The 26,019-nt window shown below is 71.7% G+C and carries 24 protein-coding genes; 20 read left to right on the top strand and 4 right to left on the bottom strand.

Features of this window, described 5'->3' with window-relative positions; all coding sequences use genetic code 11:
- The first annotated feature begins 34 nt into the window (after positions 1-34).
- The 10 genes from BLS43_RS16240 to BLS43_RS16195 all read left to right on the top strand — a co-directional run bounded on the left by BLS43_RS16240 (position 35) and on the right by BLS43_RS16195 (position 10,792).
- Positions 35-514, top strand: coding sequence for a PaaI family thioesterase (locus BLS43_RS16240; protein ID WP_176921357.1), 480 nt, complete (start codon positions 35-37; stop codon positions 512-514).
- A 214-nt stretch (positions 515-728) separates the two neighbouring features.
- Positions 729-1,700 (top strand): ABC transporter substrate-binding protein, encoded by a 972-nt coding sequence (locus BLS43_RS16235; protein WP_245707543.1) that lies wholly within the window; start codon positions 729-731, stop codon positions 1,698-1,700.
- Positions 1,697-2,527, top strand: coding sequence for an ABC transporter ATP-binding protein (locus BLS43_RS16230; protein ID WP_218129857.1), 831 nt, complete (start codon positions 1,697-1,699; stop codon positions 2,525-2,527). The genes BLS43_RS16235 and BLS43_RS16230 overlap by 4 nt, the downstream gene beginning before the upstream one ends.
- 86 nt (positions 2,528-2,613) lie before the next feature.
- Positions 2,614-3,363, top strand: a complete 750-nt coding sequence (locus BLS43_RS16225; protein ID WP_093085228.1) for an ABC transporter permease — start codon at positions 2,614-2,616, stop codon at positions 3,361-3,363.
- Positions 3,364-3,398: 35 nt separating this feature from the next.
- Entirely contained in the window at positions 3,399-4,907 is a 1,509-nt protein-coding gene (locus BLS43_RS16220; protein WP_093085226.1) for an aldehyde dehydrogenase family protein, read from the top strand.
- A 57-nt stretch (positions 4,908-4,964) separates the two neighbouring features.
- Positions 4,965-6,128, top strand: a complete 1,164-nt coding sequence (locus tag BLS43_RS16215; RefSeq protein ID WP_093085223.1) for an acyl-CoA dehydrogenase family protein — start codon at positions 4,965-4,967, stop codon at positions 6,126-6,128.
- Complete coding sequence (locus tag BLS43_RS16210; RefSeq protein WP_093085220.1) at positions 6,128-7,525, top strand: MmgE/PrpD family protein; 1,398 nt, start codon at positions 6,128-6,130, stop codon at positions 7,523-7,525. The genes BLS43_RS16215 and BLS43_RS16210 overlap by 1 nt, the downstream gene beginning before the upstream one ends.
- Complete coding sequence (locus BLS43_RS16205) at positions 7,522-8,622, top strand: hypothetical protein (protein ID WP_093085218.1); 1,101 nt, start codon at positions 7,522-7,524, stop codon at positions 8,620-8,622. The genes BLS43_RS16210 and BLS43_RS16205 overlap by 4 nt, the downstream gene beginning before the upstream one ends.
- Positions 8,619-9,770 (top strand): M24 family metallopeptidase, encoded by a 1,152-nt coding sequence (locus BLS43_RS16200; protein WP_093085215.1) that lies wholly within the window; start codon positions 8,619-8,621, stop codon positions 9,768-9,770. Before BLS43_RS16205 ends, BLS43_RS16200 begins: the two co-directional genes overlap by 4 nt.
- Positions 9,771-9,784: 14 nt before the next feature.
- Entirely contained in the window at positions 9,785-10,792 is a 1,008-nt protein-coding gene (locus BLS43_RS16195; protein WP_093085212.1) for an asparaginase, read from the top strand.
- Positions 10,793-10,829: 37 nt separating this feature from the next.
- Here the strand turns inward: BLS43_RS16195 and BLS43_RS16190 are convergent, their stop codons facing one another.
- Positions 10,830-12,401 carry an AMP-binding protein gene (locus tag BLS43_RS16190; RefSeq protein ID WP_176921355.1) on the bottom strand — a complete coding sequence of 524 codons (1,572 nt, stop codon included), beginning with the start codon at positions 12,399-12,401 and terminating at the stop codon, positions 10,830-10,832.
- Positions 12,402-12,550: 149 nt separating this feature from the next.
- Between BLS43_RS16190 and BLS43_RS16185 the strand changes: the two genes are divergently transcribed.
- The 4 genes from BLS43_RS16185 to BLS43_RS16170 are packed head-to-tail and all read left to right on the top strand — an operon-like array spanning position 12,551 to position 16,660.
- Positions 12,551-13,552 carry an isopenicillin N synthase family dioxygenase gene (locus tag BLS43_RS16185; protein WP_176921354.1) on the top strand — a complete coding sequence of 334 codons (1,002 nt, stop codon included), beginning with the start codon at positions 12,551-12,553 and terminating at the stop codon, positions 13,550-13,552.
- A 17-nt stretch (positions 13,553-13,569) separates the two neighbouring features.
- Positions 13,570-14,703 (top strand): beta/alpha barrel domain-containing protein, encoded by a 1,134-nt coding sequence (locus tag BLS43_RS16180; RefSeq protein ID WP_245707532.1) that lies wholly within the window; start codon positions 13,570-13,572, stop codon positions 14,701-14,703.
- A complete protein-coding gene (locus tag BLS43_RS16175) occupies positions 14,700-15,872 on the top strand; it encodes a CaiB/BaiF CoA transferase family protein (RefSeq protein WP_093085203.1) in 1,173 nt (390 codons plus the stop codon). Before BLS43_RS16180 ends, BLS43_RS16175 begins: the two co-directional genes overlap by 4 nt.
- A complete protein-coding gene (locus BLS43_RS16170; protein ID WP_093085201.1) occupies positions 15,869-16,660 on the top strand; it encodes an enoyl-CoA hydratase/isomerase family protein in 792 nt (263 codons plus the stop codon). The genes BLS43_RS16175 and BLS43_RS16170 overlap by 4 nt, the downstream gene beginning before the upstream one ends.
- A 108-nt stretch (positions 16,661-16,768) precedes the next feature.
- Here BLS43_RS16170 and BLS43_RS16165 read toward each other — a convergent pair whose 3' ends face one another.
- Entirely contained in the window at positions 16,769-18,121 is a 1,353-nt protein-coding gene (locus BLS43_RS16165; protein WP_093085194.1) for an MFS transporter, read from the bottom strand.
- Between the two features lie 86 nt (positions 18,122-18,207).
- The gene (locus tag BLS43_RS16160; protein ID WP_093085191.1) at positions 18,208-18,585 is read right to left on the bottom strand and encodes a TetR/AcrR family transcriptional regulator; all 378 of its coding nucleotides are present in this window, start codon (positions 18,583-18,585) and stop codon (positions 18,208-18,210) included.
- Between the two features lie 135 nt (positions 18,586-18,720).
- Here BLS43_RS16160 and BLS43_RS16155 point away from each other — a divergent pair, with 135 nt between their 5' ends.
- Genes BLS43_RS16155 through BLS43_RS16130 form a run of 6 tightly spaced genes read left to right on the top strand, consistent with a single transcriptional unit; the run spans position 18,721 to position 25,090 of the window.
- Positions 18,721-19,614, top strand: coding sequence for a hotdog family protein (locus BLS43_RS16155; RefSeq protein ID WP_176921353.1), 894 nt, complete (start codon positions 18,721-18,723; stop codon positions 19,612-19,614).
- Positions 19,611-20,432, top strand: a complete 822-nt coding sequence (locus BLS43_RS16150; protein ID WP_093085186.1) for an alpha/beta fold hydrolase — start codon at positions 19,611-19,613, stop codon at positions 20,430-20,432. The genes BLS43_RS16155 and BLS43_RS16150 overlap by 4 nt, the downstream gene beginning before the upstream one ends.
- Positions 20,429-22,072, top strand: a complete 1,644-nt coding sequence (locus BLS43_RS16145) for an AMP-binding protein (protein WP_093085183.1) — start codon at positions 20,429-20,431, stop codon at positions 22,070-22,072. The genes BLS43_RS16150 and BLS43_RS16145 overlap by 4 nt, the downstream gene beginning before the upstream one ends.
- Positions 22,069-23,289, top strand: coding sequence for an acetyl-CoA C-acetyltransferase (locus BLS43_RS16140; protein WP_093085180.1), 1,221 nt, complete (start codon positions 22,069-22,071; stop codon positions 23,287-23,289). Before BLS43_RS16145 ends, BLS43_RS16140 begins: the two co-directional genes overlap by 4 nt.
- Positions 23,286-23,936 (top strand): NAD(P)H-dependent oxidoreductase, encoded by a 651-nt coding sequence (locus tag BLS43_RS16135; protein ID WP_093085177.1) that lies wholly within the window; start codon positions 23,286-23,288, stop codon positions 23,934-23,936. The genes BLS43_RS16140 and BLS43_RS16135 overlap by 4 nt, the downstream gene beginning before the upstream one ends.
- Positions 23,933-25,090 carry an acyl-CoA dehydrogenase family protein gene (locus BLS43_RS16130; RefSeq protein WP_093085174.1) on the top strand — a complete coding sequence of 386 codons (1,158 nt, stop codon included), beginning with the start codon at positions 23,933-23,935 and terminating at the stop codon, positions 25,088-25,090. Before BLS43_RS16135 ends, BLS43_RS16130 begins: the two co-directional genes overlap by 4 nt.
- 28 nt (positions 25,091-25,118) lie before the next feature.
- Here BLS43_RS16130 and BLS43_RS16125 read toward each other — a convergent pair whose 3' ends face one another.
- Positions 25,119-26,009, bottom strand: coding sequence for a DUF6282 family protein (locus tag BLS43_RS16125; protein ID WP_093085170.1), 891 nt, complete (start codon positions 26,007-26,009; stop codon positions 25,119-25,121).
- Positions 26,010-26,019 lie beyond the last annotated feature (10 nt).

Here is a 26,019-nt window from a genome sequence, read left to right as displayed (position 1 = left end):
CGTTTCGCACATCGACTTCCGTATACTGACATACATGACTACCGAGCCGCTTGCCGTGTCGTTCCGCGACTATGTCGCCTCGGCGGGCCCCGACACCTACCTGCCTGCGTCGGCCGAGTTGCGCAAGACTGTGCCCGACGGGTGTTTCCTCGATGTCATGGCCATGCGGCTGGAGTGCGTGGGCCGGGGCCGCGCGCAGGCGTCACTCGAAGTGGGGCAGCGCCACCTGAACCAGGCCGGGGTCTGTCAGGGTGGTCTGGTCGTTGCGCTGGCCGACGCGACCGCGGGCTGGGCGGCCAGGACGGCGCTGCCCAGCGAGGCCCGCTTCGTCACCCTCACGATGTCGACGAACGTCGTCCGTGCAGGTCGCGTTGGAGACGTGTTGTGGGCGGAGGCCGTCCCGCGGCACCTCGGTCGGTCGACGATGGTGTTCGAGTCGGCGGTCCGCCGGGGGGCCGAGGTGAGCGCTTCCGTCGTGGCCATCTCGACGGTGACTCTGATGGTGCTCGGATGAGGACCTGGACTCGCAGCCACAGCCACAGCCACGGTCGTCGGAGCCGGCAACACTTTGCACGGATGTAACCCGCAACCTCTTGTCATCTCTGTATACCGAATATTGTATGACTGCAGGAGGCCGCATTGGTCCCCACCGAGGAACGGAGTCCACCGTGCGTAGACGTCCTGGACCGATCGCAGTCGCGGCTGCGATCGCCTGTGGCGTGAGCCTCATGCTCAGTGCCTGCTCCACCAGCGCGCCCTCGGCCGACAGCGGCACGACTCCGCTGAGCGTGGCCCTCAACTTCGCGCCGGCCCCGTCCAGTGAGTGGACGGGGATGCTGGTCGCCAACCAGAGCGGGCTGTATCGCGACGCCGGGCTTGATGTCCAGTTCTCCAACCTCTCCGGTTCGGCGGACGTCGTGAAATCGGTCGGTTCCGGCCAGGTCGACGTCGGATTCGCCAGCGCGGACTCGTTCCTGGTCGGAGTCAGCCAGGGGCTTCCGCTGGTGGCGATCGCGAACGTCGTCCCGCGCAACTACGCCGGGCTGATCACCCCCGCGGGATCAGACATCAAGACCCTGGCCGACGTGGGCGGCAAGAAGGTCAGCAGCGCGCTCGCCAGCCCGGAGCCGATTCTGCTGCAGGCCCTCGACGGGGGTAGCACACCCGACATGGTGTACGTCGAGCCCCAATCGAAGTGCACCGTCATGCAGGGTGGCGAGTCCGATGCCTGCACCGGTCTGGCGAATTACCAGGTCCCGCTACTCGAGCGTGCGGGAACGGACGTCGACTTCATCTCCTTCGACTCCGCCCAGAACCCGATCATCGGGCCGGTCCTCTTCACCCGCGCGGAGCACGTCCCGGAGATCCGCGACCAGCTCACGGCACTGCTCGCCGCGACCGCCGAGGGATATGAGAAGGCGTACGAGGACGTCGACGCGGCCGTGGCGATGTTCGGCGCGCAGTACCCGGATGTCGACACCTCCAACGGCTTCCTCAAGGAGGCCATCGGGATCACCAAGCCCTATCTGACGCGCGACGACCCGTCGCTGGCTCCGGGCTGGGGCCAGATGTCCCCCCAGCTGTGGTCTGGACTCATCAACATCCTCGCCGGTGGCGGCATGCTCGCCTCCACCCCACAGGTGGACGCGGTCTTCACCAACGACCTGCTGCCCAGCGGCGCCTGGAGTCTGGCGCCGTGAGCGCGAGCCAGACGGTGCCGAGCCCGAACGGCGTTGCGGAGCCAACGGCCGAGCCCCGAGCGTTCGTCTCGTGCCGCCGTACGGGTCTGGTGTATCAGGGGGCGGACGGTGGCGAGGTGATCGCCCTGACCGATCTCGACCTCGACATCGCCGAGGGCGAGTTCGTGAGTCTCGTGGGGCCCTCCGGCTGCGGCAAGACCACGCTGCTCAAGATCATGGGTGACCTGCTCGCGCCGACCGCCGGCTCCGTGGAGATCGACGGCTTCTCGCCGCGTCAGCTGCGTGAGCGGCAACGCATCGGGCAGGTCTTCCAGAGTGCCGAGCTGCTGCCGTGGAAGTCCATCGCCGACAATCTCGTGCTGCTGGCCAAGCTCTCCGGCAAGACCGTGCCGCGCGAGCAGACCGAGGCCATGGCCGAGACGCTCGGTCTGCAGGACTTCCTCCACCGCTACCCCCACGAGCTCTCCGGCGGCATGCAGCAGCGGGCGGCAATCGGGCGGGCGCTGCTCCTCGACCCTGCGCTGTTGCTGATGGACGAGCCGTTCGGTGCCTTGGACGAGATCACGCGCGAGAAGCTCAACATGGAGCTGCAACGGATCTGGTCCGAGCACCGCAAGACCGTGGTGTTCGTGACGCACAGCCTCAGCGAAGCCGCGTTCCTGTCCGACCGGGTCGTCGTCCTGTCCGGCCGACCGGGTCGGCTTGTCGCCGACGTGCGCATCGACGCTCCCCGTCTGCGGACGACCGAGTACCGGTTCAGCAGCGAGATGGCCGAGGTCGTGGCCCGTCTGCACGGTGCGCTCACCGGTGAGGGGGAAGCCTCGTGACCGAGGTGGCGACCGCGCCCGCAGCGACGGCACCCGCCGCTCGGGCCACCCCCCGGCGCAGACGCACGACGGCGTCCGGAGCACCGATGTGGGTGTCGGTCCTGGTGATCGTCTCGCTGTTCGTGCTGTGGGAGCTCGTGGTCCGGGTGGCCCACGTCCCGCAGTTCATCCTCCCGGCGCCCACGGACGTCTTCGCGCAGGTCTACATCAAGCGGGACGCCCTGCTGCGCAACCTGCAGCCGACGCTGGTGGCGACCGGGGAAGGGTTCGGCGTGGGCGTCGTCGTCGGGGTGGGCCTGGCCATGCTGATAGCGGGCGTGCCCCTCCTGAAGGCCGTCGTCTACCCCGTCGTGATCGCCACCCAGACGACTCCGAAGATCGCCCTGGCGCCCCTGTTCACGCTGTGGTTCGGGATCGGTCTGCTCCCCAAGGTCATCATCGTGGCGCTGCTGGTGTTCTTCCCGGTGTTCATCAACACCGCCGCGGGCCTGGAGTCGGTGAGCAAGGGCAGGCTCGACCTGATGAAGTCGGTCAATGCCTCCCGCTGGGCCGTGTACCGGCACATCCGGCTACCCGAGGCGGTCCCGTACCTCTTCGCCGGGCTCCGGCTCGCCCTGACGGTCGCGTTCATCGGCGTGATCGTCGGCGAGTGGATCGCGTCCGGCCGCGGCCTGGGCTACCTGCTCGTGCTCTACAACTCGACCCAGGACACGGCCGCCCTGTTCGCGGTGATCTTCGTCTTCGTGTTCCTGGCGACGGTCTCGTTCTACCTCCTGGGCTGGCTGGAGAACCGCCTGTCCTGGCAGGTCCGGATCCAACGGTCGCAGCAGAGCTGATCCCGTCCCGTCCCGAGCCCCACACCTGGAGAACCATGACGACCGCCGTCGCCCCCACCCTCGCCGACCTCCTCGCCGGGGCGGGCGTCTCCCTGCCGCAGCCCGAGACGAGGCCCTTCATCGACGGCGCCTACCAGGAGCCCTCCGAAGGGGTCGACCGCGCGGTCACCACTCCCCTGACCGGCGAGCCGATCGCCACGGTGCGGGAGGGGGCGTCGGACGTCGACCGCGCGGTCGCGGTCGCCCGGGCCTCGTTCGACGACGGGCGCTGGGCAGGCTTGGACCCGAAGGCACGCAAGGCGACCCTGCTCGCGTTCGCCCAGCAGCTGACGGCGCACACCGACGAGCTGGCGCTGCTGCTCTCCGTGGACGTCGGCAAGCCGATCACCCAGGCCCGTATCGAGGTCGGTGCTGCCGCGGGCTGCCTGACCTACTATGCGGAGAGCTGCGACAAGGTGAGTGGGGAGGTGGCGCCCACCCGCGCAGGGACACTGGTCACCGTCACCCGGGAGCCCATCGGCGTCGTCGGGGCGATCGTGCCCTGGAACTATCCGCTCATGCTCTCGGCGTGGAAGTATGCGCCGGCTCTCGCCGCAGGCAACTCGGTGATCATCAAACCGTCGGAGCGCGCGCCGCTGGCCGTGCTCGCTCTGGGGCGGCTCGCCGCCGCGGCAGGCATCCCGGCGGGAGTGTTCAACGTGGTTCCCGGCGACGGGCCCGGCGCCGGTGCGCAGCTGGCACTGCACCCCGACGTCGACAAGATCGCGTTCACCGGGTCGACCGCGGTCGGGAAGAAGCTTCTCGAGTACTCGGGCCAGAGCAACATGAAGGCCGTCTCGCTCGAGTGCGGTGGCAAGTCGCCCTCGATCGTCCTCGCCGACGTGCCCGACCTCCGGCGGGCGGCCGTCCTGTCGGCCCGCGGCGCGTTCTTCAACCAGGGCGAGATGTGCAACGCGGGGACGCGGATCTTCGTGCAGCGCGAGATCGTCGAGGAGTTCTCCGCGGCGCTGGCCGAGGCGACGGCTGCCGAGTTCACGCCGGGCAACCCGCTCGATCCGGCGACGGGCCTCGGCGCCCTGGTCGACCAGGCTCAGCTCGACCGCTACGACTACTACGTGCGGCTCGGCGTCGAGGAGGGCGCCCGGGTGGCCCTGGGCGGTGCCAGGGCCCTCCCCGACAGCGGTGGTGCTTTCGCCGAGCCGACGATCCTGGTCGACGCCACGGCGTCGATGAGGGTCGCGCGCGAGGAGATCTTCGCCCCCGTCGTCGTGATCATCCCGTTCGACGACCCGGAGGAGGCCGTGGCACAGGCCAACGACTCCGAGTACGGCCTCGCCGCCGCGGTCTGGACCAAGGACGTCGCCGCGGCGCACCGCATCAGCGGCAGGCTCCGCGCGGGCACGGTGTACGTCAACACCATCAACGAGGCCGACATCGTGGTGCCGTTCGGCGGGTTCCGACAGTCCGGACTCGGCCGCGACAAGTCGCTGCACGCCTTGGACAACTACACCGAGCTGAAGACCACCTGGATCACGATCGACTGACGGGCGGCCGTCCGTCCGTCCCGCCGGCCCGTCCTCCCGAAAGGTCCCGCCCCACCCATGCTGACGACCGAGCCCCTCGAGGGCGACCTCAAGGACATCCAGTCCGCGGTGTTCGCGCTGTGCGAGAAGTTCCCGCTGAGCTACTGGCAGGACAAGGACCGGAACCTGCAGTACCCGGAGGAGTTCGTCGACGCGCTCACCGAGGGCGGCTGGCTGTCGGTGCTGGTCCCCGAGGAGTACGGAGGCGGCGGGATGGGGATCAGCGCCGCCTCGGTGATCCTCGAAACCATCAACCGCACCGGCGGGAGCGCGTACGCCGCCCATGCTCAGATGTACACGATGGGCACCGTGCTGCGGCACGGTTCCGCGGAGCAGAAGGAGCGCTACCTCCCCGGGATCGCAGCTGGGGAGCTGCGCCTGCAGTCCTTCGGCGTCACTGAGGCCGATGCCGGGTCGGACACGACCCGCATCGCCACGCGGGCCGTCCGCGACGGGGATCACTACGTCATCAACGGCTCCAAGATGTTCATCTCCCGCTTCTTCCACACCGACCTGATGCTCCTGCTGGCGCGGACCGCGCCGTACGACCCCGCGAACAAGACCGCGGGGATCAGCACCTTCCTCGTGGACGTCCGTGAGGCCGGGGACGCCATCAAGGCCACGCCGGTACGGACCATGGTCAACCACGAGACCACCGCGCTGTTCTTCGATGATCTGGTCGTCCCCGCCGCAAACCTCGTCGGTGAGGAGGGCAAGGGCTTCCGCTACATCCTCAGCGGCCTCAACGCCGAACGGATTCTGACGACCTCGGGCCAGCTCGGCGGCGGTTTCTGGTTCGTCGACCGGGCCGCCGAGTACGCCAAGCAGCGGGTGGTCTTCGGCCGCCCCATCGGCCAGAACCAGGGCATCCAGTTCCCGATCGCCGAGGCACACATCGAGCTCAGCGCCGCCAGCGCCATGCGGTGGCGCGCCATCGAGCGGTTCGAGCGCGGTGAGCAACCCGCCTACGAGGCCAACGCGGCGAAGTTCCTCGCCTCGCGGGCCCAGTGGGCCGCGGCGAACGCGGCCATGACCACCTTCGGCGGCTGGGGGATGACCGAGGAGTACGGCATCGAGCGCAAGTTCCGCGAGGCTCGGCTGTCGCTGGTGGCCCCGGTGAGCAACAACATGGTGCTCAACTACGTGGCGACGGCGACGCTCGGCATGCCGCGGTCCTACTGATGCCAGGGCCTTCGGCGGCAAGCCGACTGACCGCGGCGCTGATCGAGCGGACCGTCGCCGGCCCGGGCGTCGACGAGGCTGGGGCGGCGCTGGTGGGCCGGGCCGTCGCGGACACGGTGGCGGTCATGCTCGCCGGCGCCCACGAGCCTGCGCCCGTCGGGCTCCGGGAGGCACTCACCCCGCCGCCCGGCCCCGCCTTCGTGGTGGGCGTACGGGGGCGGACGGCCCCCGACCACGCCGCCCTCCTCAACGGCGCCGCGGCGCACGCGCTCGACTTCGACGACGTGTGCCATTCGGTCAAGGGACACCCCAGCACCGTGCTGGTCCCCGCGCTCCTGGCCGTGGCCGACCGGACGGCCCCGACCGGCCGCGATCTCGTCGACGCGTACGGCGTGGGCCTGGACGTCGGCGCGGCGGTGTGGAGCGGGTTCGGGCCGGACCACTACGCGCGCGGCTGGCACGCGACCTCGACCGTCGGCGTCGTCGCCGCAACGGCCGGCGTGGCCAGGCTCCTCCGGTTGAGCGCTGCCCAGGTCGGTCATGCGCTGGGCGTCGCCGCTTCGTTCGCGGGAGGCCTACGGCAGAACTTCGGCACCGACACCAAGGTGCTCCACGCCGGGATCGCCGCCGAGGGCGCGGTGCGGGCGTGCCTGCTCGGCGCCGCGGGCGTGACGTCGGAGGGCGCGGCGCTCGGCGGTCCGCTCGGGATGCTGCACGTCCTCGGGGCCGGGGATGTCGAAGGCGCACTGGGCGCCCTTGCGGGCCCCTCCGTGCTGACGGGCCGGCGTGGCCTGAACGTGAAGCGTTACCCGTGCTGCTACTTCGCGCATCGAGCTGTCGACGCGGTACTGGAGCTGCCCGTCCCGGTTCCCGACGACGTCGCGTGGATCGAGGTCACGGTGCCTCCTGGCTCGTTGTCGGCACTCAAGTACGACGATCCCCACACCGGCCTCGAGGGCAAGTTCAGCGGGCCCTACGTGATCGCGGCCGCGATGCTGCAGCGCGAGCTCACCCTGGCCGACTTCACCGACGCGGCCGTGGCGCGTCCCGGCGTGCGCGAGCTCGCCCGCCGAGTGCGGTGGTCGGAGTCGCCGACCCCGCCGCTCGGTGCGGCGGAGTGGCAGGACGGGTACGCGGTCGTCCGGGTGGAGCACCGGGACGGGCGCGTCGACCAGACCCGCGTCGACGTCCCACGCGGCCATGCGCAGAACCCGCTGGACGACCACGAGATCGAGGCCAAGTTCCGGTCGTGTACCGAGCACCTGCTCGGCACCGAGCGCGCGATCCGCGCGGCCCGCAGGCTGCGCACGATCGCCACCGCCGAGGACGCGTCGACGTGGAGCGTCGACCTGGACCGGCACCCCGAACCACCCACTGAGGAGAGCGGATCATCGTGACCAGGACAGCACTCGTCATCGGCGGGACGGGCCCCACCGGTCCGCTCCTGATTCGTGGCCTCGAGGCCCGTGGCTACCGGGTCGCCATGCTCAATCGGGGCAGCCACCCGCTGCCGGAGCTGGACGACGTCGAGTTGGTGAAGGCGGACCCGCACTTCGCGGACACCCTGGCCGCGGGGGTGGGTGACCGCTCCTTCGATCTCGTCCTCGCCACCTACGGGCGGCTGCGGGTCATGCCGGAGATCCTGCGCGGGCGCACCGAGCGACTCATCACCGTCGGCGGCACCGCCTTCGCCGACCTCGACGGGCGGCCCGCGGACGAGACCGCACCCCGCTACCGCAACAAGATCGTCGACAAGATCGTCGCGACCGAGCGCACGCTGCTCGATGCGCACGAGGCCTCCTGGTTCTCCCTGTCGCACTTCCGTTACCCGAACCTGTGGGGCCCCCGCCAGCTGGCCCCGCGCGAGTGGAGCGTCGTGCGTCGCATCCTCGACGGCCGCACCCGCATCCCGGTGGCCGACGGCGGCCTCACCCTCGAGAGCAAGGCGTTCGTCGAGAACGCCGCCCACGCGGTGTTGCTGGCCGTCGACCTGCCGACCGAGTCGGCGGGGCAGATCTACAACGTCGCCGACGAGCAGACGCCCACCGACGCCGCCCGGGTCCGCGACATCGCCGCGGCCATGGGCACCGAGGTCGAGCTGCTCAACCTCCCGCGGGAGGCCACCGGTCCCGCGTCGTTCTGGGGGGTCGGGCGCGACCTCAGCTTCTCCCGCGAGGGGCGTCCACCGCGCACCACGCACAAGCTGCTCGACGTCGGCAAGATGACGCGGCAGCTCGGCTACCGGGACGTCGTGCCCTACCGCGAGGCGGTCCGCCGCACCGTCGAGTACTACGTGGCGAACCCGCTGCCTCGCGGCGGTAGGGACGAGCAGCAACTCGGCGATCCCTTCGACTACCGGGCGGAGGACGCCTACGCGGCTGCGCTCGAGGAGTTCGTCGCCACCGCGTCCGCGATCCCGTTCGAGGGTGTCGACTACGTCCACCAGTACGAGCACCCCAAGCGTGCCGCCGAGACCGAGAAGGTGCAGGCATGACCGAGGTCCTGGCCACCCGAACCGATGTCCTCGGACTGTCGTTCCCGGCCGACGAGTACCAGCGCCGCTACGACGCGCTGGTGGCCGAGCTGGACCGGGCGGGCGCGTCCGCGCTGGTGGTGACGCGCCCGGAGAACATCTTCTACGTCACCGGCTACCGGGCCGCCCACATCGCTGCCCGCACCTGCGAGCTGCACGCCGCGATCATCGTGCCCGGCAGGCACCCGGTGATCTTCGCGCGCTCCCTCGAGCGCCAGACGGTCACAGCACAGTGGGCGACCCCGGTGCTGTTCGCCGATCACGAGGACCCGTTCGCGATGTTGCCGGAGATCCTGGCCGGTGTCGACATCACCCGACTCGGGGTCGAGGAGCGCTTCCTGCGGCTGCGGCAGGACCAGGGTATGCGTCGTGTCCTGCCGGGTGTCGGGTACGTCGACCTGTCCGGCCTCGTCGAACGGGTGGCCTCGGTCTCCTCGCCGGTCGAGATCGAGGCCATGCGCCAGGCGTCGGTGATCACCGAGGTGGGACTGGCCGCCGGTCTGGACGCGGTGCGGCGGGGTGACCACGCCTACGAGGCAGTGGCCGCCGCGCACGACGCGATGTATCGGGCGGGCCAGACCGACTTCGACAAGTCGTTGGTCGCGGTGTGGTCGGGCCCCGAGGGCGGGCGGATGCACGACACGGCGGTGACCCAGCGCTTCGTCGAGGGCGACCTCGCGACCGTCGAGATCATGGGCGTGCACCGGCACTACCGCACCGGCGGCCAGGCCAGTGTGCACGTCGGCGAGGACGTGCCCGGCGCGGTCCGGGACGCGCACGCCCTCGTCATCGAGATGCACGAGCGGGCTCGCGCCGCGATCCGCGCCGGCGTCACCGCCGGTGAGGTCTTCGCCGCCGCCAGCGGCGCCTACCGAGAGGTGAAGGGGGAGGACTACTACCGCCGCGTCGGCGGCTCGATGGGCCTGACCAACTTCACCCTGGACCTGGTCAGGGACCGCCGAGACGTGCTGCTCGAGGGCACCCCGATCCTCATCCAGACCCTGGTGGACGATCCCGTGCTGATCGCCTGTGCCAGCACCGTGCTGGTGGAGGCCTCCGGGTCGAGCCGGCTGACCTCGCCCGTGCTGACGTTGCGGAGCACGCCCTGACGAGGGCGCCCGGCGTGTCGGTCCTCACCACGGGCGGGACCATCGCGCAGCAGACTGCGAGGACGACCGCATCGGGTGCCCTGGGAGTGGCCGTTCCCGGGTTCGACGTCACGCGGCTGCTGCCCGGCGACCGGCTCGACGTCGCCCTGTCCGTGCGGTCCGTGTCGGCGAAGGGCAGCAAGGACATGCGCGCGACGGACTGGCTGGCGATGGCCGCCGCCGTGGTCGAGGAGATCGCGGCGGGGGCCGATGGGGTGGTGCTGGTGCACGGCACCGACACCATGCACTACACGGCGGCGGCGTTGTCGTTCGTGCTCGGTCCGGTGCCTGTCCCCGTCGTGCTGACCGGCTCCATGCGCCCGGGCGGGGACCCCGACTCCGACGGTGCGGCGAACCTGCGGGACGCGGTGCGGACCGCGGCGACGGCGGACCTGGGCGAAGTGGTCGTCGTGTTCTCCGGGGACGCCGACCGGCGGGGCCCGGCGACCATCCTGCGTGGCAACCGCGCACGCAAGGTCCACTCCACGGCGCTGAACGCCTTCGCCTCCCCCGCGCTCGCCCCGCTCGGCGCGGTCGGGGAGTCGGTCGTGCTCTCCGCGCACGCTCGACCGAAGGGGGGCTCACCCCCGCGGCCGAGCCCGGCGTTCGCCGAGGACGTCGCGCTGGTGACGGTGACTCCGACCACCACGGCGCCGCTGTTGGCCGGGTGGCTCGCACCGTTGTCGGGGGTCGTCCTGGCGGGTACCGGCACCGGCCACGTGCACGCCGACCTCGTGCCGGTCCTGGCCGACCTGGGGGCTCGCGGAGGCGCGGTCGTGATGTCGAGTCAGGCCGCCGCGGGGGGCGAACGGCTTGGCGCCTACTCCGGCGACCTCACCCCTGAGGTGGTCCCGGGCCTGGTCGGGGCCGGCGCCATGACCGCCGAGGCGGCACTGGTCAAGCTGATGTGGGTGCTCGGCCGGGGCGCGGATCCGGAGCAGGTAGGGGTCGATCGGGCCGGTGAGCTGGCGGAGCGCTGGTGAGGCGGGTTCTGCGACCTCGCCGGTGCGGGTGGGCGTTTCACGGCGCCCGCCACACCTGCGGCTCCGCCATCGAGCGCATCGCGGGTTTGTCGATCTTGGCTGTCGGGGTGAGGGCGAATGCCTCCACCAGCTCGATGTAGCGGGGCTGCATGAACCGGGGCAGGGTCTCGACGAGTGCCGCATGCAGGCCGGCCGCGTGCAGGCCCGGCTCGCCGATCACCACGATCTTGACGTCCTCCTCGCCCTCGAGCGACGGGACACCCAGGGCGACGCAGTCGCGCACGCCCGCAACCCGCCGCACGGCTTCCTCGACCTCGGACGGCGAGATGTTCTCCCCGGAGCGTCGGATGACGTCCTTGGAACGGCCCACGAAGACGAGCTCGCCGTCTGCCTCGCGGCGGACCCGGTCCCCCGTGTGCAGCCATTGGTTGCGCCACAGCTCGACGGTCGCGGCGGGGTTGTCGTGATAGCCCGGTGTGGTCGTCCACGGCTCGCGACCGCGGACGAGCAGCTCGCCCTCGGTGCCAGCGGGGACCTCACGGTCGTCGGCACCGGCGACACGCGCCTCGAACTCCGGGTGGACCCAGCCCAACGATCCCGGCGTGCGCGTCTCGCCGGAGGCGATCGTCCCGACTTCGGTGGTGCCGTAGCTGGCTACGACGCGGGTCCCGAAGCGGTCCGCGAACTCCACGCTGCGCGCAGTGACCGGAGACATGATGGTGAGCTGCAGCGGGTGGTCCCGGTCGGTCTCCTGAGGGGGGACCGAGAGCAGATAGCCGGCCATCGTCCCCATCAGCAGAGTGGACGTGGCCCCGAAGTGCCGGACGTCCTCCCAGAACGAGCGCACGCTGAACCGGGGCAGCACCACACTGTCGATGCCCTGCACGACCGGGCCGAGGACACCGCGGCACTGACCCGCGACGTGGAACAGCGGGAGCGGGCTCAGCATGACCGCCCGGTCGGACTCCACCCGCTGGTCGACGACCGCGGCCCGGGTGTAGGTCTGAGCCTGGGTCACGACGACCCCCTTGGGGCGTCCAGTGCTCCCGGACGTGTACATCACCGCCTGGACGTGTTCCGGGCCCACATGGGGGAACGCGCCGCCGCCCGACGTGCACAGCGCCTCCCACGGGAGCACCGTCAGGCCGGGAACCGCCTCCGGGGTGTCACCCGCTGCCGACCGAACGACCACTGCGCGCAGCCGCGGAAGCGCACCCAGGACGTCCGCGAGTGCGGGCAGGATCCGCTCCTCGCAGACCAGTACCTCGGCTCCGGAGTCCGCGATCATGAACTGGGCCTGGGCGCCGCGCAGCGCCGTGTTGAGGGGGACCGACACGTGCCCGCCCAGCGAGAGCGCGAACCACAGGCGGACGTGGTCGAGATGGTTGTCGAGCACGGTGGCCACCGGCTCGCCGACCCCGATTCCCAACCTTCGCAGGCCGTGAGCCAGGGCGGTGGCGTCCTGGATCAGACCGGCTGGGGAGAGGCTCTCGGCCCGGTCGCGGACGCGGACGCCGTGGTCCGCCGTCGCGGCCGCCTCGAGTGCGCGGAAGACGGTGCGCTCGGGAAGGGGCGGAAGCGGATGGTGCCGGTAGGGCGTCGACGACACAGGTCGATCCTCTCGACTGGCGGCGGGAACCGGTTGCCTGAATTCGGTAGTCGGTATACCGTACCATGTATTCGCACTGACTCGGCGATTCCACCGACGGCGTGGTCGGAGGGCATACCTGTCCGGAACGCATTCCTGGAGGAACACCTGTGGCTGCACACGGCCCCGTCCCCCTCATCGACCTCTCGGGCTTCGACACCGATCCGACCCGGCGGGGGGAGATCGTCGACGGTGTCCGTACAGCGTGTGAGGAGATCGGCTTCTTCCTGGTCGCAGGCCACGGCGTCGACGAGCAGCTCATCGACTCTCTTTACAGCGACGCCAAGGCGTTCTTCGACCTCCCGCTCGAGGAGAAGATGGCGGTCAGGCGTCCGCACGCCGGAGTGAGCCGCGGCTACTTCACCGTGGGTCAACAGTCCATCGCGGCCGCGATGGGCACAGGGACGACCACCGACCTGCTCGAAGCACTCACGTTCGGGCCCATGGGTCCGTTCGCCGAACCCACGGGCTCCGCCGACGACCACATCCACTTCGCGCCGAACCGCTGGCCACAGACCCCGGCCACACTGCAGCGGCGGGTCGAGGAGTACTACGCCGCCATGAGGGGTCTCGCGGCGACGATCATGCGCGTGTTCGCTCTCGCCCTCGACCTGGACGAGCAGCACTTCGCGGACAAGACCGACCGCAGCCCGAGCAATCTGCGCTTCAACCACTACCCCGAGCAGGAGCGGGACCCGGAGCCGGGTCAGCTCCGGGCCGCGGAGCACACCGACTACGGCACGCTGACCATCCTCAAGGTGGAGGACGCGCCAGGAGGGCTGGAGGTACGGGACCGGGCGGGGGTGTGGCACGCCGTGGGCAGCGTGCCCGGGGCGTTCGTCGTCAACATCGGGGATGCGATGGCCCGGTGGACCAACGGTCGTTGGGTCTCGACGGTGCACCGGGTGGTGAACCCGTCTCGGGACGAGACCATCGGCAGCCGCAGGCTGTCGGTCCCCTTCTTCCACAGCGCCAACCACGACACCGTCATCGAAGCCATCCCGACCTGCGTGGCAGCCGGCGCGACACCGGAATTCGCGCCGATCGCCGCGGGTGAGTACTGGCGGATGAAGAACGACGCCAGCATGGCCCCGGCTGGGCGTGCGTCCTGAGCGGGACGAACGGCACGGTGCGCGAGCCCGCCCACACGCTGCCCGTTGTCGAGATCATCGAGGAGGGCATGCGGGAGGGGATGCAGATCGAGAGCGAGTCGATCTCGGTCGACGCCAAGCTCCGGCTGCTCGACGCCTTGTCGGTGACCGGGTTGGGGACGATCGTGGTCGGCTCCTTCGTCAGCCCGCGCTGGACCCCGCAGATGGCCTGGATCGACGAGTTGGTGGGGCGCATGACCCCGCACCCCGGCGTGACCTACACCGGGCTCGCGCTCAACGAACGCGGGCGCGAGCGGATGCGCGCCCACATGCCGCCGCTGGCCGAGCCCGCGATCGCCGGGCGGACGATGGTGCACCTGTGCGACGTCTTCGCGCGCCGCAACACCAACCGCTCACAGGAACAGGAGATCGCGCTGTGGCCGTCGATCGTCGAGCGCGCCGTGGAGGCGGGTGCCGCCCGCGCGACGGTCGGCGTCAACGCCGCGTGGGGCTCGAACTGGACCGGTGACGTACCCGCTGGGCTGCGCATGGAGATGCTGGAACGCCAGCGTCGGGTGTGGAGTGCCGCGGGCATCCCCGTCGATCGGGTCTGGCTGGGTGACCCCATGGGTTGGAACACGCCCTGGACGGTCGGTGAACAGCTGACTGAGATCACCCAGACCTGGCCCGAGGTCACCACGGTGCACCTGCACCTGCACAACGCCAGGGGCTCGGCGCTCGCGTCGATCCACGAGGCGGTTCGGGTCCTCGACGCGCGGCACAGGCTGGTCCTGGACACGGCGATCGGAGGCATGGGCGGCTGCCCGTATTCCGGACACGGACAGATGACTCGGATGGCTCCCACCGAGGACGTCGTGGACCTGCTCCACGAGCGCGGCATCGACACCGGTGTCGATCTGGCCCTGCTCATCGAGGCGGCGCACGTCGCCGAGGAGGTCGTCGGGCACGCGCTGTGGGGCCACGTCTCCAAAGTCGGTCCCCGCCCCCGGGGTGACGCCCTGTTCGCCATGGACATGCCCATGGTCCAGACCGAGCGGCAGGCGCAGCACTTCCGACTCGGTGAGCAGGTCTACGAGGGGGCACTCAGGCCGTGGAACGAGCCCATCCAGTCCCCGGCGAGGCCCGTGCTCACGTCGACGGAGCGATCATGATGCAGGGCTCCCCCCGGTCGATGGCCGGCCTTCGGGTCGTCGACGTGACCACCAACGTGGCGGGCCCGTTCGCTACCCAGATCCTGGGCGATCTGGGCGCAGACGTCATCAAGGTCGAGCGGCCGGGCAGCGGCGACGACACCCGTGACTGGGGCCCCCCCTTCTGGCCGGACGGGACCGGGGTCACCTTCTCCTCCCTGAACCGCAGCAAGCGCAGCATCGCCCTCGACCTGCACGACGCTGCCGACCTCGAGGTCCTCCGAGGCCTGATCGACACTGCGGACGTGCTGGTCGAGAACATGCGGCCGGGGGCTTTCGCCCGCCTGGGCTTCACGGCCGAGTCGATGCGGGCAACCAATCCGGGCCTGATCTACGCTCGCGTGACCGGATTCGGGTCACGCGGCTCAGCCGCGGCGCGGCTCGGCTACGACCCGCTGGTGCAGGCCTACACCGGGCTGATGGCGATGACCGGTGCGCCCGGCTCGCCCGTCGCCCGGATCCCGGTCTCGATCCTGGACAAGGGCTCCGCCATGTGGCTGGTCATCGGGATCCTCGACGCGCTGCGGGTGCGGGAGCGCACCAGCGCCGGCGCCGAGGTGTCGACGTCGCTCTTCGAGACCGCGCTCACCTGGGAGTCCAATCAGCTGGCCGGTGTCCTCGCGGACGGCACGACACCGCGTCGGACCGGCTCGGCCACCGGCGGGATCGCGCCCTACCAGGCCTTCGAGACGGCCGACGAGCCGCTGGTGGTGGCCGCGGGCAACGATCGGATCTGGCGCAGGCTCTGCATCGAGCTGGGCCGCCCGGAGCTGGCCGACGACTCCCGTTTCACGACCAACGCGGACCGGGTACGGCACCGGGAGGAGCTGGTGGCGGTCATCGAGTCGGTGCTGCGCACCCGTCCGGCCGCCGAGTGGGAGGCCGCGATGGCGCGGTCCGGCATCCCGTGCTCGGTGGTGCGCGGGGTCGACGCGATGGCGAGTGACGGGCTCCTCGACGAACTGGGTCTGCTCGTCGATCAGGGCGATCCTGCGGACGGGCAGGTGGGTCTCAGCCTGCCACTGGAGTTCGACGGGCGGCGAGTGCCGGTCGGGCGCAGACCGCCCGGACTGGACGAGCACGGAGCGGACGTGCGCGCGCTCGTGACCCCGGAGAAGGACGGCGGATGAGCGCGGCCGACGCCCCGGTCCTGTTGGAGGTACGTGACCACGTCGCACACGTGACCCTCAACCGGCCCCATCGGCTCAACGCGATCAGCGAGGACCTGCGCGTCGCCCTGCTCGACGTGGTCGACCGGGTCGGCAGGGACACCGACGTCCGCGTGGTGGTACTCGGTGGCACGGGCCACCGTGCCTTCTGCGTCGGCGCCGACCTGAAGGACATGCGGCGGGCCGACGACGACGGCGGGCTGCCGCCGCCCACGCCGATGACAGGGGTTCAGCGCAACATCTTCGAGGCAGTGCTCGAGATTCCGAAGCCGACGATCGCTGCGCTGCGCGGGTACGTGCTGGCGGGCGGGCTGGAGCTGGCCCTGGCCTGTGACATGCGGGTGGCCGGGCGGTCGGCGACCTTCGGGCTGCCCGAGGCCCGAATCGGAATGGGCGCGAACTTCGCATCGGTGCTCCTGCCGCGGCTGATCCCGCGACACCTCGCGTTCGAGCTCATGTGCTCGGGCGCGCGGTTCACCGCCGAGCGCGCCGCGGACGTCGGACTGCTCAACGCGCTGGTCGACGACGACGCCGTGACGACGCACGTCGAGGAGATGGCCGCCGTGATGGCTGCCAACGCACCACTCACCCTGCTCCGCTACAAGGCGATGTACCTGCGCGGATGGGAGCTACCGATCGCAACGGCACTGCGGCTCGACGCGGGCCCGAACCCGTACACCTCCGAGGACCGAGTCGAAGGTGTACGGGCCCTGGCCGAGAAGCGGGCGCCGGTCTGGCGTTCTCGATGACCGTCGCCCGACGAGACGGCGCGCCGACGGCGAACCCCGGACGTCTTCCCGCGGCAGCCTCGGCCGTCTCGGTGAGCGGTCGGCAGGTCCGCGGTCCGGACCCGACGGTCACTCCGCGGCGGCCACGGGCCGCGCGACGTCGGCGTCGGAGGTCTCGTAGAGGTCGCGGCGGAAGCGCTCCTTGATGGTCACCACCGCGGCGAAGGTGACGACGGCCGTGGCGACGATGTACAGCGCGACCGACCAGGACGCGCCGGTGCCCGCGAGCAGCGCGGTCATGATGAACGGGGCCAGGCCGCCCGCGAAGACCGAGGCGAACTGGTAGCCCAGTGAGGCGCCGGAGTAGCGGACGTCCGCCGGGAACATCTCCGCGTACAGGGTGGCCTGCGGCCCGTACATCGTCGCGTGGATCGTGAACCCGATCAGCAGGGCGAGGAACACCAGCACCACGGAACCGGTGTCGACCAGCCAGAACATCGGGAAGGCCCACACCGCCATCAGCACGGTCCCGGTGAGGTAGAGCTTCTTGCGGCTCCCCATGCGGTCGGTCAGCGCGCCGAAGAACGGCATCGAGACGACCTGGGTCAGGCCCGCGCCCATGACGCACCACAGGATCGCGGAGCGGGACATCCCGACCTGGGTGGTGGCGTAGTTGAGCATGCCGCTGATCAGGATGTAGAAGGTGGCGTTGACGACGAAGAACGCGCCCGCGGCCTGCAGGATCTGGCGCCAGTAGTGCCGGACGGCCTGGACCAGCGGGGCCTTGCGCAGCCCGGCCTCGCGCGTGGACTCCGCCGAGCGCTGCTGCAGCTCGCGGAAGACCGGGGTGTCCTCGATCTTCAGCTGCACGTAGGTGCCGATCAGGACCAGGACCAGCCCGGAGAGGAAGGGGACGCGCCATCCCCAGGAGGCGAACTGCTCCTCGGACAGCATGGTGGTCAGCAGGAGGAAGAAGAGGTTGCCCGCGACCGCCCCCGCGATGGCCCCGGTCTGCACGAGCGAGCCGTAGAACCCGCGCCGCTGGATCGGAGCGTGCTCGGTGAGCAGGAGTGCGGCCCCGCCCCACTGGGCGCCGACGCCCAGGCCCTGGACCAGGCGGGCGACCACCAGCAGGATCGGGGCCCACACGCCGATGGTCGCGTACCCGGGCAGGACGCCGATGGCGAAGGTGGCGACGCCCATCAGCAGCATGGCGGCGACCAGCGGGGGCTTGCGTCCGAAGCGGTCGCCGACGTGTCCGGCGATGATGCCGCCGAGCGGCCGCGCGACGAAGCCGACGGCGAACGTGGCGAACGAGGCGAGGGTGCCTGCCACCGGGCTGACCGACGGGAAGAACTGGTGGCCGAACACCAGGGCCGCGGCCGTGGCGTAGATGAGGAAGTCGAACCACTCGAGCGCGGTGGCGAAGACCGCCGCGGCGGCGAGCCTGCCCATGTTCTCGGGGGGTGCGTGCTGGTCCATCGGAGTCCACCTCCAGGCCGCAGCGGTGCGGCCGCGCTGGTGCCGGGAGGTGCCCGGCACTCGGTACGAACGATCGTTCGCAGAAGCTAGCTCCCCGGCTCGACGAGGGCAAGGGGATCTGCGGACTTCCCGACGGCGGCCCGTCGGGGCGCACTCATCGCGCGAGCGGCGTCTCGAGCAGCGCGAGGGCGGGACGGGGCGTCGTCCCCGGCGAGCTCGACGGCGGCCAGGACGCGACCGCGCAGCTCGGCGTTGGCGTGCCGCAGAGCCTCGGCCAGCAGCTTCGACTTCGACGGGAAGTAGTTGTAGAGGTTCGACAGGCTGGTGTCGGCGCCCCGTGCGACGTCTCGCATCGAGGCGCCGTTGAAGCCCTGCGAGCCGAACGCCTGGATCGCGGCGTTGAGGATCGCGGCCTCGTTCCGCCGCCCCGTGTCGGTGACGAGAGCGCCAGAACGGGTGTTCATGTCGGGCAGGGTAGCGCACCGTATCCTGGACGAGCCGACCTTGACAGAAGGGAGATCGGATGATTCCGTGAGATGCGTAAGAACGTTCGTTCGTGTGGCCGGTGCCACCGGCGAGCCCGTCGGAGAGGACGGTCAATGGTCAGCAGCACCACCGAGGCCCCCCGGGAGGCGTCGGGCTCCGCACCACGGCCGGAGGCGCCCTATTTCGAGGACTTCGAGGTGGGGCGGGTGTACACCGGTCCCGCGCGGACCTTCTCCGCCGCCGTGGTGGCCGCGTTCGCCGAGGTCAGCGGGGACCAGGCCGCGTTGCACACCGACGGCGGCCCGTCCGCGGACGCCCGCCCGGTGGTGCACGGCCCGCTGGGCCTGGCCGGCTTCTTCGGCTGGCACCACGACCGCGGCCTGTCGGTGCACGTCGAGGCCGCGTTCGACACGCACTGGGACTTCGTGGCCCCGATCCACGTGGGCGACTCCGTCACCTACGAGATGACGGTGACCCGCACCCGTCGCACGTCGGCGCTGCGCAACGGCGTCGTCGGCAGGCATGTGGTGGTCCGCAACCAGCACGGCGAGACCGTGCAGGTGGGCCGCACCGCCGCGCTGGTGACGGCGCGGGACGCCGTGGACGACCGGGCCGCCCGGCTCGGCCGGGCCTTCCCGTCGGTGGAGTGGGTGCGGGCGCTGGCGACTCGGCTCGGCGACTCGGCCGCGTTCACCCGGGCGACGAGCACCTGGGACGGCACGATCGGCCTGCGCTTCGGCAGTGACCCGGTGCTGCTGCGCGTCTACCGTGGACGGGTGCTGGAGGCGGGGACCCGGACCCCGGACGGGCCGACGTTCGTGCTCTCCGCGCCGGACGTGGTGTGGGCCGGACTGCTGACCGGCCCGCGGAACGACTTCACCCGGCGGACCCTGCGGGACGAGTTCGAGGTCGAGGGCAGTGCCTACGAGTACCTGCGGCTGACCGCGGCGATCGTCGCGCTGGTCGACGAGGCCCGGGCGTTCGCCCGGACGGAGGGGACACGATGAGGGCCGACTACGTCGAGGTGGGCGGGACCCGCGCTTTCGTGCTCGAGGAGGGCGAGGGACAGCCGGTGCTGTGCCTGCACACCGCGGGCCAGAACGGTGTGCAGTGGCGGGAGGTCCAGCCGCGGCTCGCCGAGCTGGGCTACCGCGTGGTGGTCCCGGACCTGCCCGGGCACGGCCGCTCGGAGCCCGCCGCCGGCGGCCCGGTGCGGGACCTGGGCGTCTACGCGCAGTGGTGCGAGGAGCTGATGGACCGGCTCGGGATGGACCGGCCCTTCGTGGTCGGATGCTCCATCGGCGGGGCGATCACCCTGCAGCTGGCGGTGCGCCGCGGTGCGCGCCTGGCAGGCGCCGTCGCGATGGCGGCGCACGGCGGCACCGACTCCGCCATGCTGAGCGTGCGCGGGCTGGAGCGGGAGCTGGTCGACTCGGCCGCGCCCAGCCGCTCGGACCGGACCTACTTCGGCACGCTCGCCGTCGTCGGGCGGCGGGTGGCGGCCGAGCGGGCGGAGCTGATCGCGCGCATGCACCGCCGCGAGGACCCCGAGATCTCCACCAGCGACCTCATCGGCTGGGCCACCCACGACGTGCTGGCGACGCTCGACGGCGTCGCCTGTCCGACCCACCTCGTCGTCGGGGACGACGACCTGTGGCTCGACCCCGCGGACGTCCGCCGCGCCGCCGATCTCATCCCGGACTCCCGCTACACCCTGCTGGAGGGCATCGGGCACTACCCGATGGAGGAGGTCGAGGGCTTCGCGGACGTCCTGCACGGCTGGCTCGGTGAGCTGGGCGCCCGCGAGAGCCGGGGGGCCGCATGACCGGCCGCACGACCACCCTGGCCGACCTGCTGGCCGACACCGCCGCGGCCGCCCCGGAGAGCACCGTGGTCATCGACGGCGGGCCCGCGCCGCGCCGCGTCACCCGGGCGGAGCTGGTCGCGCGCGTCCTCGGGTTGCGCGAGGACCTGCGGGCCCACGGCGTGGGCGAGGGCGACTGCGTGGGCGTGTGGCTGCCGAACTGGTCCGAGTCGCTGGTGGCGCAGTTCGCCGCGGCCGCGCTCGGCGCCCACGTCATCGGCATCAACACCCGCTACGGCGTGGCGGACGTCGCGCACGTCCTGGACCGGGCCCGGCCGCGGGTGGTGCTGATCGCCCACGACTTCCTCGGCCTGGACCTGCGCGCGCGGCTGCGCGAGGCGGTCGCCGAGGCGGACGTGCCCGCGCCCGGCATCGCCGTCGTGACCGGACCCGGCCGTCCACCCGCGGACGAGGCCGCCGCCGCGACCTACGACGTCGGCGCCGGGGCCTGGGTGCCGAGCCCGCCGTCGGGCGCGGCCGACCCCCAGGCACTGCGCGGCACCCGGGACGCCCCGGCCGTGGCGTTCACGACCTCCGGCTCGACCGGGATGCCGAAGCTCGCCGCCCACCTGGGCAGCAATGTGGCCACCCACGCCCGGAACGTCGCCGCCGCGGGCGGCTGGGACGCGGAGTCGGTCAGCCTGGTCGTGCTGCCGCTGTCCGGGGTCTTCGGCTACGTCCCGGCGCTCGCGGCGATCGCCGCCGGCGGGGCGGTGCTGCTGGAGCCCACGTTCGACGACGACCTGGTCGTGGCCCACATGGGCGAGTTCGGGGTGACGCACCTGGCCGGCGCGGACGACGTGGCCGGGCGGCTGATGGAGAGCCACCGCGCCCACGGCGGCGACCTGTCCGCGTGGCGCCGCCTGCTCATCGGGGACTTCTACGGCAAGTCCCTCCAGGTCGCGGAGTGGGCCGAGAAGGAGACCGACACCCCGACCATGGGGATCTTCGGCTCCAGCGAGCTGTTCTCGCTGCTGTCGTTCTGGCAGGAGCACGACCCGGCGCCCGCGCGCTGGCGGGCGGGTGGTCGACCCGTGTCCCCGGACATCGAGGTGCGCGCCGTCGACCCCGTCACGGGCGGGCCGCCGCCCGAGGGCGAGCCCGGTGAGCTGCAGTTCCGCGGCTACGCCGTGGTCGACGGCTACCTCGGTGACACCGACGGCGCGATCCGCGCGCGCTCGTTCACCGAGGACGGCTGGTTCCGCTCCGGCGACCTGGGCACGGTCCACCCGGACGGCGCGTTCGACTACGCGGGCCGGATGGGCGACTCGTTCCGGCTGCGCGGCTTCCTCGTGGAGCCCGCCGAGATCGAGATCCGCCTGGCCGAGCACCCGGACGTGGCCCGGAGCAAGGTCGTCGGCGTCACGGTGGACGGGGACACCAAGGCCGTCGCGTTCGTCGAGGCCGTGCCCGGCACCACCCCGGACCCGGCCGCGCTGCGGGCCTGGTGTGCCGAGGCCCTCGCGAAGTTCAAGGTGCCCGACTCCGTGCACCTCGTCGAGGAGATGCCGACCACCGTCGGCACCAACGGTTCCAAGATCAAGGCCGCCGCGCTGCGGGAGCTCGCGGCGCGCCTGTACAGCACGGAGGTCCCGAAGTGAGCCCGTCCGACGTGGTCGTCTGCGACCCGGTGCGCACGCCGGTCGGCGTCGACGGCGGGGTGTTCGCCACCCTGACCGCCGCGGACCTGGCCACCCAGGCCCTGCAGGGCCTGATCGCCCGGACCGGGCTGGGGGAGGGCGACGTCGACGACGTCGTGCTCGGCTACTGCTACCCGACGAGCGAGGCGCCCGCCATCGGCCGGGTCGCCGCGCTGAACGCGGGGCTCGGCGTCGGCGTGGCCGGCATGCAGCTCGACCGCCGCTGCGGCTCCGGGCTGCAGGCCGTCCTGCAGGCGGCGCTCACCGTCGGGCAGGGCTGGGCGGACCTGGTCGTCGCAGGCGGCGTCGAGGCGATGAGCCAGGCCGAGTACTACGCGCTGGGCCTGCAGAAGGGCGTCCGCGGCGACGAGCTGCGGATGGTCAACCGGATCACCCGGGGCCGCACCACCGCAGGCGGGGTGAACTTCCCGGTCCCCGGCGGCATGCTCGAGACCGCCGAGAACCTGCGCGCCGAGTACGCGATCAGCCGCACCGAGCAGGACGAGTTCGCGCTCCGGTCGCAGGAGAAGGCCGTCGCGGCGACGAAGGAGGGCCGGTTCGCCGAGGAGATCGTGCCGGTCACGGTGCCCGGGACCCGCCGCACGCCGGAGACCGTGGTGACCCTCGACGAGCACCCGCGCGCCGGTCTCACCCTGGACGACCTGGCGCGGCTGCGGCCGGTCCGCCGCCACGAGGACCCGGACGCCACGGTGACCGCGGGCAACGCCTGCGGGCAGAGCGACGGCGCGTCGGTCTGTGTGGTGACCACCGCCGCGCGGGCGGCCGAGCTGGGCCTCACCCCGTTCCTCCGCATCGTGACCTCCGCGCTGGCCGGGGTGCCGCCGCGGACGATGGGGATCGGCCCGGTCCCCGCGGTCGCCACGGCGCTCCAGCGCGCCGAGCTGGGGTGGGCGGACATCGACCTGATCGAGGTCAACGAGGCGTTCGCGGCCCAGGTCATCGCCTGCCTGCGGGAATGGGGCCTCCCCTCGGACGAGCCGCGGCTCAACGTGAACGGCTCGGGGATCTCCCTCGGTCATCCCGCGGGCGCCACCGGCTGCCGGATCCTCACCACCCTGGCGTACGAGATGCGCCGCCGCGGGAGCCGCTACGGCCTGGAGACGATGTGCATGGGCGGCGGCCAGGGCCTCGCCGCGATCGTCGAGCTCGTCGCGTGAGGGTCCTCTGGGTCCTCGCCCATCCCGAGCCCCGCTCGCTGAACGGTGCGCTGAAGGACGCGGGCGTCGCCGCGCTCGAGCAGGCCGGGCACGAGGTCGTCGTCTCCGACCTGCACGCCATGGCCTGGAACCCGGTGGTCACGGCGGCGGACTACGGCCACGACCCGGACGAGCGGTTCCGGGTCGGGCCGGTGTCGGCGCAGGCGTACGCGGCCGGGGCGCTGAGCGCGGACGTGCGCGTCGAGCAGGACAAGGTCGCGGCCGCCGACACGCTCGCCGGCAAGCGGGCCCTCGTCCTGACCACCGTCGGCGGGCGCGGGCCGGACCTCGGACCCCGCGGCGTCCACGGGCACCTCGACGAGCTGCTCTTCCCCCTGCAGCACGGCACCCTGTTCTACGTGGGCTACGAGGTCCTGCCGCCCGTCGTCGTCACGGGCGCGAACCGGGTGTCCGACGAGGAGTTCGCCACGGCCGCGAAGGAGGTGTGCGAGCGGGTGCTCGCCATCCCGCACACGACCCCGCTCCCGTTCCGCGGGCAGAACGGCGGGGACTACGACGACGAGCTCGTCCTGCGCGACCACCTCGCCCCCGGCCGGGCCGGGCTCGGCATCCACCTGCGCGATCGACCCACGGAGACGGAGAGATGACCGAACCGTTCCTCACCGAGGACCGCCTGGCCATCCAGGCGATGGCCCGCGACTTCGCGATGAAGGAGGTCCTGCCCGTCGCCAACGAGCTCGACCCCCGGCACGGCGAGATCCCGATGGCCCTGCGGGAGAAGATGGCCGAGCTGGGCTTCTTCGGCATCCTCATCCCGGAGGAGTACGGCGGGCTCGGCCTGGGCCTGTCCGAGTACGCGATCATCGTCGAGGAGCTGGCCCGCGCCTGGATGAGTGTGGCCGGCCTGATCGCCCGCGGGCAGCAGTTCACCGCCGGGTTCGACGCCGACCAGCGCGACCGCTACCTGCCCGCGATGGCGCGCGGCGAGTTCCTCAGCGCGTTCGCGCTGTCCGAGGCCGAGGCGGGGTCGGACGTCGCGAACCTGAGCTGTCGCGCCGTCCCGGACGGCGAGGGCTGGCGGATCACCGGCCAGAAGATGTGGTGCACCTTCGCCGACGGCTCGGACTACCTGCAGGTCTTCGCGCGGACCGAGCCCGCGGACCCGGCCCACCGCTCCCGCGGGGTGACCTGTTTCCTGATGCCGAAGCAGCGGGGCACCCTGCCCGAGGGCGTCACCGGCACCCCGGTCCGCAAGATCGGCTACCACGGCTGGAAGACCTGGGAGCTCGCCTTCGACGGCGCCTACGCGAGCGAGATCGTCGGCGAACCGGGCAAGGGCTTCCGGATCGCCATGGGCGACCTGGACACCGCCCGCATCCACACCGCGGCCCGCGCGATCGGGCTGGCCCGCGGGGCGCTGGAGGACTCGATCGCCTACGTCGGCGAGCGGGTCCAGTTCGGCCGTCCGATCGGCGTCAACCAGGGGCTGCGGTTCAAGATCGCGGACATGGCGGCGCAGGTCGAGGCCGCGCGGGCCCTGATGTACCAGGTGTGCACCGCGGTCGACGCCGGGCAGCCCAGCCCGACGCAGGCCTCGATGGTCAAGCTCGTGGCCTCCGAGATGGCCGAGCGGGTGACCAGCGAGGGCCTGCAGATCCACGGCGGCGCCGGCTACACCACCGACTTCCCGGCCGAGCGCTACTGGCGGGACGCCCGGCTCACCACGATCTTCGAAGGGACCTCCGAGATCCAGCGGCGCATCATCTCCGACGCCCTGCTGGGCCGGGCCGACCGCGCCTGAGGCCGGCCGGCCCGTGCCGCGGTGGCGCTCAGTCGGTGAGCGACAGCAGCTCGCGGGGGTTGTCGTGGACGATCCGGCGCAGGTCCTTCTCGGCCAGACCCAGGTCGAGCAGGGCCGCGCCGACCCTGCGGAACGCGTCGACGGGGCGCGGGAACCCGGCCTGGCCCAGGTCCGAGCCGATCAGCGTGTTCTCCGGCCCCAGCACCGAGATCCACTCCAGCAGCTGTTCGATCGGCCAGCGCATGGTCGCGGCGGGGTCGTACATGTGCAGCTCGTGCTCGATCAGCGCGCCCTGCTCGATGTAGCTCAGGCACTGCTTCGGGTCCGCGCCGATCACGAAGTCCGGGTGGGACACCACGAACCGGCGGACCCCGCGCTCGCGGGCGGCGGCGAAGCAGGCGGTGATGTCCTCGGGGTGCAGGTGCCCGCCGTTGAGGACGGCGTCGTGCTCCGCGATCAGGTCGAAGATCGGCAGCAGCTCGGGCACGACCTCGCCGTCCCGGACGACCTCGATGCGCTCGGCGGTCAGCTTGACGGTCGGGGTGGGGAAGCCGAGGTTCTCGGCGTGGCAGTCGATGTGCCTGCCGGACGACACGGTGGGCAGGTAGACGACCCGACCGCCGAGCCCGAGGCAGAGCTGCACCTGGGCGAGGTTGAGCCCGCCGACGGTCGAGTTCAGGGCGACCGCGCCGATCACCTCGGTCGGGATGTCCGCCAGCAGGGCCTTCTGCGACAGCACGTCCATCTGCGTGTTGTGGTGATGGCACTTGGCCACCAGGGCGCGCATGTGCAGCCGGTCCCAGCCGTCCCGGGCGCCGCCCGCGTGGTCGAACTCGCGCGGCATGGGGGAGGGCCCGGAGTGGCAGTGCATGTCGACGAGCCCGTCGAGGACCTGGTCGATCGCGATGGTGGTGCTCATGGTGATCTCC

Source organism: Pseudonocardia oroxyli (assembly GCF_900102195.1).
Classification (GTDB): domain Bacteria; phylum Actinomycetota; class Actinomycetes; order Mycobacteriales; family Pseudonocardiaceae; genus Pseudonocardia; species Pseudonocardia oroxyli.
The sequence above is the reverse complement of the archived record's forward strand: the minus strand, read 5'-3'. Positions and strand labels throughout refer to the sequence as shown.

Excerpts from the sequence above, each read along its gene's own strand:
- BLS43_RS16240 (WP_176921357.1), top strand. The coding sequence starts at position 35 with ATGACTACCGAGCCGCTTGCCGTGTCGTTCCGCGACTATGTCGCCTCG.
- BLS43_RS16235 (WP_245707543.1), top strand. The coding sequence starts at position 729 with ATGCTCAGTGCCTGCTCCACCAGCGCGCCCTCGGCCGACAGCGGCACG.
- BLS43_RS16225 (WP_093085228.1), top strand. The coding sequence starts at position 2,614 with ATGTGGGTGTCGGTCCTGGTGATCGTCTCGCTGTTCGTGCTGTGGGAG.
- BLS43_RS16220 (WP_093085226.1), top strand. The coding sequence starts at position 3,399 with ATGACGACCGCCGTCGCCCCCACCCTCGCCGACCTCCTCGCCGGGGCG.
- BLS43_RS16215 (WP_093085223.1), top strand. The coding sequence starts at position 4,965 with ATGCTGACGACCGAGCCCCTCGAGGGCGACCTCAAGGACATCCAGTCC.
- BLS43_RS16210 (WP_093085220.1), top strand. The coding sequence starts at position 6,128 with ATGCCAGGGCCTTCGGCGGCAAGCCGACTGACCGCGGCGCTGATCGAG.
- BLS43_RS16200 (WP_093085215.1), top strand. The coding sequence starts at position 8,619 with ATGACCGAGGTCCTGGCCACCCGAACCGATGTCCTCGGACTGTCGTTC.
- BLS43_RS16175 (WP_093085203.1), top strand. The coding sequence starts at position 14,700 with ATGATGCAGGGCTCCCCCCGGTCGATGGCCGGCCTTCGGGTCGTCGAC.
- BLS43_RS16170 (WP_093085201.1), top strand. The coding sequence starts at position 15,869 with ATGAGCGCGGCCGACGCCCCGGTCCTGTTGGAGGTACGTGACCACGTC.
- BLS43_RS16165 (WP_093085194.1), bottom strand. The coding sequence starts at position 18,121 with ATGGACCAGCACGCACCCCCCGAGAACATGGGCAGGCTCGCCGCCGCG.
- BLS43_RS16160 (WP_093085191.1), bottom strand. The coding sequence starts at position 18,585 with ATGAACACCCGTTCTGGCGCTCTCGTCACCGACACGGGGCGGCGGAAC.
- BLS43_RS16155 (WP_176921353.1), top strand. The coding sequence starts at position 18,721 with ATGGTCAGCAGCACCACCGAGGCCCCCCGGGAGGCGTCGGGCTCCGCA.
- BLS43_RS16150 (WP_093085186.1), top strand. The coding sequence starts at position 19,611 with ATGAGGGCCGACTACGTCGAGGTGGGCGGGACCCGCGCTTTCGTGCTC.
- BLS43_RS16145 (WP_093085183.1), top strand. The coding sequence starts at position 20,429 with ATGACCGGCCGCACGACCACCCTGGCCGACCTGCTGGCCGACACCGCC.
- BLS43_RS16130 (WP_093085174.1), top strand. The coding sequence starts at position 23,933 with ATGACCGAACCGTTCCTCACCGAGGACCGCCTGGCCATCCAGGCGATG.
- BLS43_RS16125 (WP_093085170.1), bottom strand. The coding sequence starts at position 26,009 with ATGAGCACCACCATCGCGATCGACCAGGTCCTCGACGGGCTCGTCGAC.